Annotated in this window: 11 protein-coding genes; 7 read left to right on the plus strand and 4 right to left on the minus strand. The window is 61.9% G+C overall.

What is annotated here, in order from left to right:
- Positions 1-409 precede the first annotated feature (409 nt).
- The 7 genes from nusB (at position 410) to Q0248_RS04215 (ending at position 6,275) form a co-directional block, all read left to right on the plus strand.
- Positions 410-1,465 carry a transcription antitermination factor NusB gene (gene nusB / locus Q0248_RS04185; RefSeq protein ID WP_299320061.1) on the plus strand — a complete coding sequence of 352 codons (1,056 nt, stop codon included), beginning with the start codon at positions 410-412 and terminating at the stop codon, positions 1,463-1,465.
- A gap of 40 nt (positions 1,466-1,505) precedes the next feature.
- Complete coding sequence (gene yajC / locus Q0248_RS04190; protein ID WP_299320064.1) at positions 1,506-1,808, plus strand: preprotein translocase subunit YajC; 303 nt, start codon at positions 1,506-1,508, stop codon at positions 1,806-1,808.
- Between the two features lie 156 nt (positions 1,809-1,964).
- Positions 1,965-3,002 (plus strand): CdaR family protein, encoded by a 1,038-nt coding sequence (locus Q0248_RS04195; RefSeq protein WP_299320066.1) that lies wholly within the window; start codon positions 1,965-1,967, stop codon positions 3,000-3,002.
- Positions 2,980-3,612, plus strand: a complete 633-nt coding sequence (gene coaE, locus Q0248_RS04200; RefSeq protein ID WP_299320069.1) for a dephospho-CoA kinase — start codon at positions 2,980-2,982, stop codon at positions 3,610-3,612. Before Q0248_RS04195 ends, coaE begins: the two co-directional genes overlap by 23 nt.
- Positions 3,613-3,660: 48 nt before the next feature.
- Complete coding sequence (locus Q0248_RS04205) at positions 3,661-4,077, plus strand: DUF5606 domain-containing protein (protein ID WP_299320071.1); 417 nt, start codon at positions 3,661-3,663, stop codon at positions 4,075-4,077.
- Between the two features lie 79 nt (positions 4,078-4,156).
- Positions 4,157-5,347 (plus strand): glycine C-acetyltransferase, encoded by a 1,191-nt coding sequence (gene kbl, locus Q0248_RS04210; RefSeq protein WP_299320073.1) that lies wholly within the window; start codon positions 4,157-4,159, stop codon positions 5,345-5,347.
- Positions 5,348-5,441: 94 nt separating this feature from the next.
- Positions 5,442-6,275, plus strand: coding sequence for a DNA-processing protein DprA (locus Q0248_RS04215; protein WP_299320076.1), 834 nt, complete (start codon positions 5,442-5,444; stop codon positions 6,273-6,275).
- Positions 6,276-6,536: 261 nt separating this feature from the next.
- On the opposite strand, the gene Q0248_RS04220 is transcribed toward Q0248_RS04215, so the two are convergent.
- Genes Q0248_RS04220 through Q0248_RS04235 form a run of 4 tightly spaced genes read right to left on the minus strand, consistent with a single transcriptional unit; the run spans position 6,537 to position 12,682 of the window.
- Positions 6,537-8,060, minus strand: coding sequence for an MBOAT family protein (locus Q0248_RS04220; protein ID WP_299320079.1), 1,524 nt, complete (start codon positions 8,058-8,060; stop codon positions 6,537-6,539).
- Between the two features lie 9 nt (positions 8,061-8,069).
- Positions 8,070-9,314, minus strand: a complete 1,245-nt coding sequence (locus Q0248_RS04225) for a GDSL-type esterase/lipase family protein (RefSeq protein WP_299320082.1) — start codon at positions 9,312-9,314, stop codon at positions 8,070-8,072.
- On the minus strand, positions 9,298-10,752 hold the full coding sequence (locus tag Q0248_RS04230; protein WP_299320084.1) for an acylhydrolase: 1,455 nt from the start codon (positions 10,750-10,752) through the stop codon (positions 9,298-9,300). Before Q0248_RS04230 ends, Q0248_RS04225 begins: the two co-directional genes overlap by 17 nt.
- 43 nt (positions 10,753-10,795) lie before the next feature.
- Positions 10,796-12,682 carry a U32 family peptidase gene (locus Q0248_RS04235; RefSeq protein WP_299320087.1) on the minus strand — a complete coding sequence of 629 codons (1,887 nt, stop codon included), beginning with the start codon at positions 12,680-12,682 and terminating at the stop codon, positions 10,796-10,798.
- Between the last annotated feature and the right edge of the window lie 21 nt (positions 12,683-12,703).

Raw genomic sequence — 12,703 nt, forward strand, 5'->3', positions numbered from 1 at the left:
TTAGGCAAGCTGAGGGATATCCCTCAGCGAGCTGACGGACGTCCCTCAGCTTGCTGACTGATAGCCCTCACGATGCTGAAGGATATCCCTCAGCCCCCGTCTGACTAGGCTCAAGGCTCACTGCTGGGCGGGCTAGGCCAAGTCCTTGCGCCTGTCCTCCTTGCGTGTGGGCTGATTGCCTTAGGCGTCTTCGCCTGCTGTGGAGCCTTAGGAGAATGCTCCCTAGGGGAGAGCTGTGGATCGTAGCTTGCGCTCCTTCGGCTTTAGGCGGTGCGTACTAATTGGCCGAATCATCGTATCTTTGTCGTACAGCTAGAGGATAGCCTGGTGATCTTTGCTCATAGGGACTGGTAGTCGTCACACCGAAGAGTACTGTCATCCGTCCCGAGAGCTCAAGGAATCAAACGATATGATCAACAGAGTACTGATACGCACCCGTGTGCTGCAAGTGGCCTACGCCCACCTACATCGAGGAGAGCTAAGCCTCTCAGCGGCTGAACAAGATCTAGAGCTGAGCCTTCAGCGTACCTATGATCTCTACCTCTACCTACTGCAGCTGATCCCTTCCCTTACCGACTTCTATCGCGAGGTGCTCGAGGTACGCCGCCGTAAGCATCTGGCCACGCAGGCCGAGCGTACGCCGAATATGCGCCTGGTCGAGAACCGCCTAGCCGCTCAGCTCTCCGAGACCCCCGAGCTCACGGCCTGGTATGCGGGCTTCGGCCTCCGTTGGGAAGACGATGAGGCACTCCTGCGTCATCTGCTGCGTAAGATCGAGCACTCCGAGCTCTACCAGGACTATGCTCATGCTCGCAGTGACAGCTGGGCCGCTGACCAGGCCTTTTGGCTAGAGGCCTTCCACCAGCTCATCGCGGGCGACGAGCTCCTCAATGAGTACCTCGAGGCACACTCCATATACTGGGAGGATGACCTCGCCGTGGTCGAGAAGGCTGAGGTAGAGGAGCGTCCACACAGTGAGGAGGAGCAGCTACAGCAGGCCCTCCAGGCAGCCCGTGAGGCCGGTACCTACCAGGCTGTACGCCTGGAGAATGGTCCCGTAGAGGTCGTCAAAGACTTTCTGGAGAAGACGCTACGTCGTGCCACCGAGGAGGAGGGACTGCAGGGGCAGATCCTACCGATGTTCCGCGACGAGGAGGACGAGCTCTTCGCCCGTCACCTCCTTCGCCAGCTCCTGATGAAGGGGGGTGACTATATGCAGTTCATTGAGCCTGTCCTCTCTGAGGGTTGGAGTACCGAGCGCCTTGCCGACATCGACGCGCTGTTGCTGCGTCTAGGCGTGACCGAGTTCCTCCACTTCCCCGCCATCCCTACGCATATCACGATCAACGAGTACGTCGAGCTCGCCAAGCACTATTCGACGGCGCACAGTGCAGCCTTCGTCAATGGGGTGCTAGATGCTGTAGCACGTCAGCTCAAGGATAGTGGAAAGATCATCAAGCAATAATTCAACCTTTTCTCAAAAGAACTAAGAACAAGTACAAACAATGGTAATGACGATCCTACAAGCCTCCTCTCAGGGTGGAGGTATGATGAATATAGCGATGATCGTACTGATCTTCGTCATCTTCTACTTCTTCATGATCCGCCCACAGCAGCGCAAGCAGAAGGAGCTCCAGAAGAAGCGCGAGGCGCTCGGGACCAATGACCGTATCGTGACCAGTGGCGGCCTCTATGGCGTCATCAAGGATATCAAGGAGACGGAGTTCGTCGTCGAGATCGCCGATGGCGTGCGTGTACGCGTCGATAAGGGCTCGGTCTTCCCTGCTGGCGATAGCTCAGCTCGATAAGCGCTCCCTAGAGAGGAGCAGATCCTACCACGTGAGGGCTGCCCTCGGAGCGTACCGCGCTCGGAGGGCAGCCCCGCTGTTTGTCCCCTAGCTGGGAGCCTTGGGCAGCCTTGGCCTTAGCCCCTATGCCCTGCTAGGACCCATAGATCATATAGGATGCGTCTCGAGATAAAGAACCTCCCCACGACGAATGCCGACAGGCAGCAGCCCCAGCAGCGCCCTCGGCGGCAGGGAGCTAGCCGCCAGCTGCTGACCTTCCTCTTCTTCGTCTTGCTCTCCGCTGCCCTGTGGTTCATCCAGAGCATGGAGCGCCGCTTCACCTACACGCTGCATATCCCCGTCCGCTATGACTCGGTACCGCCAGCGGTAGGGATCAATACGCGTCTGCCGGAGGAGATCCAGGTGACGCTGGAGGATACGGGGGCGCACATCCTCGAGTATGCGACGCGCGGAGTCAATGTCCTGCACGTCCCGCTGAAGCTCGACCAAGGCGTCCCCGTGGGCTTCAGCCTCAGCGTGGAGGAGCTGCAGCACGCTGTCAGTCAGCGCCTCTACAATACGGCGCGCGTCAGCCAGATCACTCCGCAGACGCTCCAGGCGACCTCCTACCGTAGGCAGCGCAAGGTCGTGCCCGTAGAGCTGGGAGCGCTGCCTCCCATCGTCTCGGGCTTCACGGTACAGGATCGGGAGCTGACGCCGAGTGAGGTGACGATCTTCGGCTCACGAGAGCAGCTCGATGGCATCAGCAAGATCTATACGGCAGCCTTTGCCGAGGAGCAGCTCTCTGGGACGACGACGACCAAGGTCGGGCTCCAGCTCCCCGAGGGCATCTATGCCTCGACGCGGGTCATCCAGGTGCACCTAGCCATCGAGCGCCTGATCGAGAGTAGCCTCACGCTACCGCTCTCCGTCCTCGATGTGCCCGAGGGGCAGACGCTCTACCCACTGCCTAGCCGTGCCACGCTCCAGCTGCGCATCCCTTATTCGCGTAGTGGGCAGGTGCGTCCCGAGGACTTTGCTCTCACCGTCAACTATCCTCAGCCTACGCCAGACGAACATGGGCAGCTGCGCTACCCGCAGAATCTAGCCGTCGAGCTGAGCAAGAAGCCCAGCTGGGTCAAGTACTGGAGCATACAGCCCGATAGTATCCAGTACGTCATCGAGTCGGACCATGAGCACACACGATCCAAGTAATTCCTACCGCGAGCCGCGTATCCTCACGCTCGGGCTGACGGGGGGTATAGGTAGCGGCAAGAGTTACGTCTCGCGCCTCCTCGAGGGGGCGGGCCTTCCCGTCTACGATAGCGATCGGCGGGCTAAGGAGCTCTACGATGAGGATACCCAGCTACGGCAGGGAGTGCAGGAGCTCTGTGGGCGGGATGTCTATGATACCGAGACGGAGCGCCTCGATCGAGCGCTGCTGGCCTCGCGTATCTTCGCTGACCCGAGGCTCCTCCAGCAGGTCAATGCCTTGGTGCATCCTGCCGTGCGTCAGGACTTCCAGCGCTGGCGCCGCGAGCAGCTCGAGGCGGGCGCTGCGCTTTGTGCCCTAGAGAGTGCCCTTCTACTAGACTCGGGGCTACGGCACTATGTCGATCGGGTCGTCGTCGTGGCGGCCTCAGAGGCGCTGAGACTCGAGCGGGCGATGGCTCGTGATGGGGTGGAGGCGGAGGCGATACGGCAGCGTATGGCGCGTCAGAGACCCCAGGCGGAGCTCATCGCCGAGGCCGATCACGTGCTCTACAACGAGCTAAACAGTGATCTCGAGGCTCAGGTCTCGAGCCTCCTGGCCTCGTTAGCGTGATATTGCTTACATTTGCACTAGCAATATATAGAACCACATAGCAATCATATGTTACAGACCATCCTCTCCGTCTCAGGTAAGCCTGGGCTCTATCGCCTCCTATCGCAGGGTAAGAATACGCTCATCGTCGAATCGCTACAGACGAAGCAGCGCCTGCCCATCCTCCCTAAGGATAAGGTGGTCTCGCTGGGGGATATCTCTATGTTCACCATCGAGGAGGACGTGCCTCTGTCGGAGGTGCTGACCCGCGTACAGGAGCATCAGGCAGGGGTACCCTTCGCCGAAGAGCTCCTCAAGGACGGCGATGCGCTGCGTGAGACCTTCGGTGAGATCCTCCCCAGCTACGACAGAGAGCGTGTCTACACCTCGGACATCAAGAAGCTCTTCAGCTGGTACAATATCCTCCTCTCCGCTGGCATCACCAGCTACGGCGACGAGGAAGAGGCCCCCGAGGCAGAGCAGTAAGCACAAGTAAAAGGGTAGCGCAGCACGAGGCTGCAGCTACCCTTATCAGTTAATATACCTACATTAAGACACAAGTACTATGTTCGCAGGCATGAAGGAGTTCCTCTCCAAGGAACTGCAAGCCATCGATGAGGCTGGGCTCTACAAGCGTGAGCGCATCATCGTCACCCCACAGACGGCCGACATCAAGATCAGCACGGGACAGGACGTCATCAACTTCTGTGCGAATAACTACCTCGGGCTCTCCGACCATCCCCGTCTCGTGGCTGCGGCCAAGGCAGCTATGGATAGCCATGGCTTCGGCATGAGCTCGGTGCGCTTCATCTGCGGCACGCAGGATCTGCACAAGGAGCTGGAGCAGGCCATCGCCCGCTACTTCCACACCGAGGATACCATCCTCTACGCTGCGTGCTTCGATGCCAATGGCGGGCTCTTCGAGCCGCTCTTCGGCCCTGAGGACGCGATCATCAGCGACGCCCTGAACCACGCCTCGATCATCGACGGTGTGCGTCTGTGCAAGGCTCAGCGCTACCGCTATGAGAACGCCAACATGGAGGACCTCGAGCGCGTACTCAAGGAAGCCCAGTCCGCACGCTTCCGCATCATCGTCACCGACGGGGTCTTCTCCATGGACGGCAACGTCGCTCCCATGGACAAGATCTGTGACCTAGCAGAGAAGTACGATGCCCTCGTGATGGTCGATGAGTGCCACTCGGCAGGGGTCGTCGGTGCTACGGGGAGAGGCGTGGCGGAGCAGTTCGACTGCTACGGCCGTATCGACATCCACACCGGGACGCTGGGTAAGGCCTTCGGTGGCGCGGTCGGCGGCTTCACCACGGGCCCTAAGGAGATCATTGATATGCTCCGTCAGCGCTCGCGTCCCTACCTCTTCAGTAACTCCATCCCCCCCGCAGTCGTCGGCGCAGGCCTCGAGGTCTTCAAGATGCTCGAGGAGAGTGACGAGCTCCACACTAAGCTGATGGAGAACGTCAACTACTTCCGCGACAAGATGCTGGCAGCGGGCTTCGACATCAAACCCACGCAGTCGGCCATCTGCGCTGTGATGCTCTACGATGCCAAGCTCTCCCAGGAGTACGCTGCTCGTCTCCTCGAGGAAGGGATCTACGTCACGGGCTTCTACTATCCCGTCGTCCCCAAGGGGCAGGCACGTATCCGTGTCCAGCTCTCGGCTGCACACGAGCGTCACCACCTCGACAAGGCGATCAACGCCTTCATCAAGGTAGGGCGTGAGCTCGGCGCGCTGAAATAAGCTCAGCACTCCCCGCCTAAGATCACTAAGGCTACCGCCCTGCCCTCGCTATGGGGTAGGGCGGTAGCCTTACTTACTTCGTCCTCTCGGTGAGATGACAGACCTTTTAGCTAATCGCCTGATCGACCTCCTAGCACTGCAGCAAGCGGGGCTAGCACGTCGCGAGCTCCTGCAGCTCTTCGACCCAGCGGTGGCTGAGCCCGAGCTGGGGCTAGACCTCCCGCCGCTACTTCGTGCCTATGGGGCAGAGCTAGAGCAGGGGAGGGCGACTGCCTGCGCACTCCTCGAGCGCTGCCAGCAGCTTGGGATTAGCCTCCACCCCATCTTTGCCCCGAGCTATCCCCAGCGGCTGCGACGCCTCGGAGCAGGGCGTCCGCTCCTCCTCTATAGTCGGGGCAATAGCGAGCTCATTCAGGCTCCGAGCACGGTCTGTATCGTGGGGACGCGGCAGCCCGACGCCGCGGGAGCAGCCCGAGCCTACCAGCGGGGCTATGAGGCTGTACGACGTGGGGCGGTAGTCATCAGTGGCCTGGCGCGAGGCTGTGATGCTGAGGCGCACCGTGGGGCGCTCTCTGCAGGAGGGGCGACGCTGGCTGTCGTCGCCACGGGGCTTGACGTGACCTATCCCGAGGAGCATGCCGAGCTCTCCGAGCAGCTCCTAGCGCACGGCGGCCTCCTTCTCTCAGAGTACCCTCCTGGTGTCGGGGTCGCCCGCGAGCGCTTTGTGCAGCGGGATCGCCTACTCGCGGCACTCGCCGAGGAGGTGCAGGTCGTGCAGTGCGGCCTCGATAGCGGTACGCTGCATACGGTACGGGCGGCTCGGAGGCTGCACATCCCCGTCGCGGCCTGCAGCTATACCCCGTATACCGAGCAGAGCCGTGGCAATGAGTACCTCCTGGAGGCGGGGCTTGCACGTCCTCTAGACTAGCTCAAAGGCCTCCTAGCCTTAGGCCAAGGGTAGAGGCTACTATGCTTAGGCGAAGCCCAAGCATAAAGGGAAGGCTTCTGAGGGGTATCAGTCAGGCTGCTGAGGGACGTCCCTCAGAAGTGCGAGGGCTATCAGTCAGCGCGCTGAGGGCTATCCCTAGCGGAGCTCGTGTCTTGCTCCTATTTCCTTTCGACTATAAAGACAAAGCCCCGAGCGCCGTAGAGCGCTCGGGGCTTCCTTGTACCCTAGGGGAGGCTGGGACTAGAAGTTGAAGTAGATGAAGGGCTGGGCATCTGCGCTGCGTATTTGGATGAGTAGGAAGATGACGCCTACGAAGAGCAGCAGCTGCACGAGGAAGCCGCTCTCGGTGATCCACTGGCGCAGCGCGAGCTCCTGCCTGCGGCTGGTGAAGTGCAGCAGATAGCCCACCGCCAGCATAGCCAGCGGTCGCCAGTAGCCGAGTACGAACTGGCCGAAGATCTCAGGACTGAAGTGATCCTTGATCTGCCCGATGACACCTAGGGCACTCTCCATGCTGTCGGCACGGAAGAAGATCCAGGCGAAGCAGACCAGGTGGAAGGTGATCACACCCCCGAGGATGCGCTGGATGCGCCAGGGCTGCTTGCGCCTTATCCCCATCCAGCTAGTCAGCTGCACGTAGAGCTTGTGCAGTGCTAGCGCTACGCCATGGATAGCGCCCCAGAGGACGAAGCGCATGGCAGCCCCGTGCCACAGCCCACCCAGCAGCATCGTCACGATGAGGTTGACATAGGTGCGTACGGTGCCCTTGCGATTTCCCCCGAGCGGGATGTAGAGGTAGTCCCTTAGCCAGGTGGAGAGCGAGATGTGCCAGCGCCGCCAGAACTCTGTGATCGAGCCTGACTGATAGGGCGAGTCGAAGTTGATATTGAAGCGGAAGCCCAGCAGCAGCGCGATCCCGATGGCCATGTCGGAGTAGCCCGAGAAGTCGCAATAGATCTGCATCGCATAGCCGTAGACGGCGAAGAGGTTCTCCACGCCCGTGAAGCGCGTCGGCTCGGCGAAGATCTGATCGACGAAGTTCGTGCCGATGAAGTCCCCGATGATGGCCTTCTTGATGAGCCCCGAGAGGATGAGCGTCAGCGCCTCGCCATACTCCGCCTTCAGCAGCTGCGGGCGGCGGTAGATCTGCGGGATGAAGTCGCGTGCACGGACAATCGGCCCAGCAACGAGCTGCGGGAAGAAGGAGAGGTAGAAGAGGTAGTCGATCCAGCGCCTGAGGGGCTTGATCTCCCCACGGTAGATGTCCACCGTATAGCTCAGTGTCTGGAAGGTGTAGAAGGAGATCCCAGCGGGGATGAAGTAGTCGCGTGCCTCCAGCGGCACGAGCGGCGCACTGGCCCAGCCGAGGTAGCTGAGGAGCTCCTGTCCGAGGTCGAGGATGAAGTAGAAGTACTTGAAGTAGGAGAGTAGCCCGAGGTTGACGAGGATGCTCAGCGTCACGAGCCGCTTGCGTGTGCTCGGGTCCTCGCTAGCTCCCATTGCCCGCCCGATGAGGAAGTCCATCGTCGCCGAGAAGAGGAGGATCAGGACGTACTCACCGCTGCTCTCGTAGTAGAAGAAGAGCGAGAAGAGTGCGACGAAGAGGATGCGCAGCGTCGTCGTGCGCCGCAGCATCATGTAGATGGGGAGGAAGAAGAGGGCGCAGAAGAGGAAGAGCCCCGAGGAGAAGATCATCGGGCTCGACTTGGAGAAGCGGAGCACCTCAGGGAGGCGCCCCCAGTCTATGCTGTTGATATAGTCCATGCGTGTGGCTTAGGGCTTAGGTTCGAGTTGAGCGAGGAGTGCCTCGGTGAGCAACTGCCCCTGGCGCTCGTAGCCCTCCTGAGCGTAGTGTACACGATCCCCGAGGAGGAGGCCCTCGGCGATCCAGCTCTTGATCCCCTGCTCGCCCCCCATAGCGCTGTGGAGGTCAAAGGCGGCGATGCCTTCCTCCTCGGCTAGACGCATCAGCGCTGCGGCGAATTCACGTGCCTTCGTATTGTAGCTGTAGACGGTCGTCGTCACACGACGGCGACGGCGCTTCTTGCGCTTGCCCGTGTAGACATAGCTGACACTGGCGCTGCGGAAGTAGCTCGGGGGCGGAGTAGTGAGTAAGATCTTGGTCTTCGGCAGCAGCTCACGGACCAGCTGTACGAAGCTACGGGCCTGTGCCAGCGCTTCCTCGACATTGGCCTTGGTGCTGTAGGTGTCGTTGGTGCCCAGGGAGAGGATGAGGAGCTCGGGATGAAGCTGGGCCAGCTGCTCGGCGTAGTCAGCCGCGAGGTAGTGGCGGTAGGCAGCGCCGTTGATGCCGATATCGCTGACGAGGGCACCGCCCTTGCCCGAGAGCAGCGCGCAGCCTGCATAGACCGCCTCATCGCCCTCCGAGAGCTGGGGGCTGAGGCTGGTATCCATGATGGGCGTGCTCCAGCTGAGGGTGTCGGCGACATAGCTGCCGATGGCGAACCGCCCGCGCTGTGCACCGCTTTGCCCCGTACCCACCAGAGGATAGGAGAGTGCGGAGCGTAGGACTACGAGCTGACGAAAGGGACGTCCTAGGCTGCTGATGGATAGGGTGAAGGAGCGCCCTGCGGGGGCAGAGAGCGAGTAGCCTCCGAGGCCGATGGGACGCGTAAGCTCGCTGCGCAGCACCGTCTCTCCACTCCAGGGGAGGCCCAGGCTGGTGACGCTGTAGTCGCGTGGGGCGTTCGACCCATAGAGTCGATACCAGCCTATCCAGCCACGGCCTGCATCCCCGTAGCGCTGCTGCAGCGCCTGGCGTAGGGGACGCGTCGCATAGCCTGCCTGGATGTGGCTGTCGCCGAGCTGTATGATGGAGACGCTGCGCTGCTCCGCTTGGGCGGCCTTGAGGCTCGTGCTGAGCTCCGTGAGGTAGCCCTTGGGGGCATACCAGTTGGGGAAGCTCATAGGGCTGGGGGGCGCGGCCTCGGCGTGACCAGCCCCGAGGGTGAGGCTGAGCGTGAGGGCTGTGTATCGTAGCTTATCGAATAGCATCATAGTATTTGGCTTCGAGCGTGAAGGCATCGAGGAAGATCCGAGCGAGCTCTGCTCCGCCTCGATGCGAGAGATGGGTGAAGTCCTTGCTGGCCCAGCCCTTGGCTGCGAGCTGACCTATGCCCCCGAGCTGTAGCACGGCCGAGCGGGTGCTCCAGAAGGCGAGCCCCTGCGCTGCCGCCAGACGTATCTGTGCCTGCTCGAGGCTGCGCACGGCGGGCATGGTGACGACCACCCCGTCCTGCTTGGTGCCTCGGTCCGAGACACCGAGCAGGAGGTAGTCGGCACGGCCGGTCTGCTGTCTGAGGTGCTGGATAGCCCCCGCCATCTGCTTGGCGTAGCCCGCGTAGTCGAGCTGCTTGGGTGAGATGATGTTGAGCCCGTACTGCAGGATGATGAGGTCGTAGGGGCGTGCGGCGCAGAAGGCGGCGTTGAGATCGCTGGCTACGGAGCGCAGGCCCGTGCCTGAGTGCCCTCTTATGGAGAAGTTATCCAGCGAGATGCCGCTCTTCCCGTCGAGGGAGATCCCGTAGCAGGTGAGGGCGCTGGCCTCAGCTCCTACGCTGAGGTAGATACTGCGCACCTGCCCTTCGGCGAGGGTATAGCTACGCATCGCCTCTCCCTCGGTCGCGGGGAGGGTGAGCTCCTGTGCCTCGCCGCCATTGACCTTGAGGCTGAGGCTGACGGGGCTCGTCGCCTTGTAATAGATCGTCGCCAGCTCGCAGGGACGGCTAAGGGTGTAGCGCGCCCAGTCGCCTGGAGCTGCCGTGTAGTAATGCCCCGTGATGGGGAAGCGTCCCTTGGCATGCAGCTGGTTACGCTCACGCCAGCCCTTGAACTCGTGGCGTACCGTCTTGCGGAAGCCAGCCGTCTCGCTGCTCATCGGGAGCCAGCCGACGCCGCTACCGCCGTAGCGCTCCTGGAGGGCCTTACGTAGGCTGCCCGTGAAGATGTCGCCCTCGATGAAGGAGTCGCCGAGCACAGCGATGCGTACGGGGCGTCCGAGGCTCGTGCGGCGGTGCAGCGCGTCGTAGAAGTGGATCAGCGCGTCGTGCTGGGGGCTCATGTCTACGAAGTTATTATGCGCCTGCAGTGTCGAGTCTGCAGGGAGGGCGGCGTCGGTATCGATGCTACCCAGCGGGGCGCGGGGCGTCGCCTGCTGCTCGGCCTGCTGCTCCTGGATGAGCTTGAGGTGGATGGCTTCGCGCTCCTTGGTCACTTGGTCGTCCTTCTTCGCCGCTTGGCTCAGGGCGAGGGCATCGACCTCAGTCTCTGCCGTGCTGTCGGCCGCACTGCGGCGTAGGTCGCCGAGGAGGTCTACCTTATTGAGCTCCCAGGAGCCGATGCGCTCGGGGAGGAAGTAGAGCGCTCCCAGCACAAGGGTGATGCTCAGGGCTAGGAGCCAGAAGCGCAGGAGCCAGTCGGGTTGTTTCTTATTCATTGTATGAGTGGGGTCGAGCAGAGCCCGAGGGGGTAGGAGAGGCCTAGGCCTGATAAATCTTCATCTGGCAGACGGCGCAGTCGAACTCTAGGCGCAGTCTGTTGCCCTCATGCAGCAGGTACAGCGGTTCGGTATAGGGGAGGGGCTCCTTCGTCTCACGTATGCAGTAGCCCAGCTCGTGCTTGATGCAGTGCTTGGTACACATCAGTTCGGCATCAGCCACGGGGCTGAGCTCGAAGGCATCGGCTGCCTCCGTATAGCCCATAGCCGCGTAGTAGGCATGGGCCAGCTGGTTGGCGATGTTCGCGCGGTAGTCTGCCTGCTTCATGCGGCGTGGGGGGACGTCGCTCTGCGTCTTGGTGTGCATCAGCGGAGTCTTATCTGAGCTCAGCGGAGGGAGGGCGCTACCCCAGCGCTCGAGGAAGCGCTCACAGACGGCTCGGCGTAGAGGTGCTAGCAGCGATACGGGGATGAAAGGCGGGGTATCCCCGAGCTCGAGCTCTACCTTAGCGGCTAGGAGGTCGGTATCCCCGAGCTTGCTCAGCTCCGTACGCAGGCGCTCGGGCTGGTAGCGCTGGGCTGGCTCGAGGCTGAGCTCAAGGACCTGGCTAGCCTCGATCTCGGGCTTGTCGAGGGAGCGTATCGAGAGCTCCAGTCCGAGCTCATGGAGGCGCAGCGTCAGGGCGACCCTCAGACGGCGCTCTGCGGTCGGGGCAGCCAACAGCCGCTCGAAGGCTTGGTCATAGTTGCGGTACACCTCGCTCCCCTCGGGGATGGACTCGCGGCGTGCTAGGAGCAGCTGCCCACGCTCATCTACCCGATTGACCTTGATGCCCCCGACCTGGCCTGCGGGGGTGATGAAGAGCAGGCCGTCGCCGTTGCTCATCGTCTGCTTGCTCTCGAGGATGAGGCTACCGCTCTTGCTGCGCTTAGCCTTGCCGAGGTATTCGCCCTGGCTCTTAGGGGAGTGGACGTTGATGACGGAGGCGTTGGGCTTGCTGGGCGTGGCGAGGTGGAAGAGGTAGGGGGTGAAGCCTCGGTTGAAGCTCTTGCTAGGGTCAGGCGTGAAGCGCAGCTGCACCTCACCGTAGCTAGCCCGGCAGTAGCGCTCGGGGTAGCGTGCGATCAGCTGGTCGAGAAGCTGGCGGTAGTGTGCCGTGATGTTCTTGACGTAGCTCTCACTCTTGAGGCGCCCCTCGATCTTGAGGGAGGAGGCTCCCGCATCGAGTAGCGCCTCCAGCTGGGCCGAGCGGTTGAGGTCACGGGGGGAGAGGAGGTGCTCGTCTTGGCGTATCTGTCGTCCCGAGGCATCGATGAGCTCGTAGGGCAAGCGGCACTGCTGGGAGCACTCCCCGCGGTTGGCCGAGCGCCCCGTCAGGGCGTGCGAGAGGTAGCAGCGCCCGCTATAGCTCACGCAGAGGGCGCCGTGGATGAAGACCTCGAGCGGCACCTGGGTCACCGCATGGATACGTCGTATCTGCTCCACATTGAGTTCGCGCGCTAGGACGACCTGCTCGAAGCCCAGCGCCTCGAGGTGCTGGACGTCGCTTGGCTCCAGCGTGTCGCACTGGGTGCTGGAGTGTAGCGGTATGGGCGGTAGCTTCATCCGCGTGATCCCCATATCCTGAATGATCAGGGCATCCACGCCTGCACGCCACAGATCCCAGATCATGGCCTCGACCTCGGAGAGCTCCTCGTCGTAGATGATCGTATTGCAGGTGACGTAGATGCGCACCCCGAAGCGATGCGCCTCCTCAGTGAGCGTCCGTATGTCCTCTAGGGAGACCCCAGCGGCAGCACGAGCCCCGAAGCGAGGCGCACCTATATATACGGCATCAGCACCATGAGAGATGGCCACGCGCGCGGTGCTGAGGTCACGGGCGGGCGCTAGGAGTTCGATCGGGCGTGGGCGTGGGGCTGTCTGCGGCATCTACTAGGGGCTAGGTGAGGA

The organism is uncultured Porphyromonas sp. (assembly GCF_938046015.1).
Taxonomy (GTDB): Bacteria; Bacteroidota; Bacteroidia; order Bacteroidales; family Porphyromonadaceae; genus Porphyromonas.

What these genes read in the sequence shown, in the direction of transcription:
- nusB (WP_299320061.1), top strand. Translation starts at nt 410, where the DNA reads ATGATCAACAGAGTACTGATACGCACCCGTGTGCTGCAAGTGGCCTAC.
- yajC (WP_299320064.1), top strand. Translation starts at nt 1,506, where the DNA reads ATGGTAATGACGATCCTACAAGCCTCCTCTCAGGGTGGAGGTATGATG.
- Q0248_RS04225 (WP_299320082.1), bottom strand. Translation starts at nt 9,314, where the DNA reads ATGATGCTATTCGATAAGCTACGATACACAGCCCTCACGCTCAGCCTC.
- Q0248_RS04230 (WP_299320084.1), bottom strand. Translation starts at nt 10,752, where the DNA reads ATGAATAAGAAACAACCCGACTGGCTCCTGCGCTTCTGGCTCCTAGCC.
- Q0248_RS04205 (WP_299320071.1), top strand. Translation starts at nt 3,661, where the DNA reads ATGTTACAGACCATCCTCTCCGTCTCAGGTAAGCCTGGGCTCTATCGC.
- coaE (WP_299320069.1), top strand. Translation starts at nt 2,980, where the DNA reads ATGAGCACACACGATCCAAGTAATTCCTACCGCGAGCCGCGTATCCTC.
- Q0248_RS04195 (WP_299320066.1), top strand. Translation starts at nt 1,965, where the DNA reads ATGCGTCTCGAGATAAAGAACCTCCCCACGACGAATGCCGACAGGCAG.
- Q0248_RS04220 (WP_299320079.1), bottom strand. Translation starts at nt 8,060, where the DNA reads ATGGACTATATCAACAGCATAGACTGGGGGCGCCTCCCTGAGGTGCTC.
- Q0248_RS04235 (WP_299320087.1), bottom strand. Translation starts at nt 12,682, where the DNA reads ATGCCGCAGACAGCCCCACGCCCACGCCCGATCGAACTCCTAGCGCCC.
- Q0248_RS04215 (WP_299320076.1), top strand. Translation starts at nt 5,442, where the DNA reads ATGACAGACCTTTTAGCTAATCGCCTGATCGACCTCCTAGCACTGCAG.
- kbl (WP_299320073.1), top strand. Translation starts at nt 4,157, where the DNA reads ATGTTCGCAGGCATGAAGGAGTTCCTCTCCAAGGAACTGCAAGCCATC.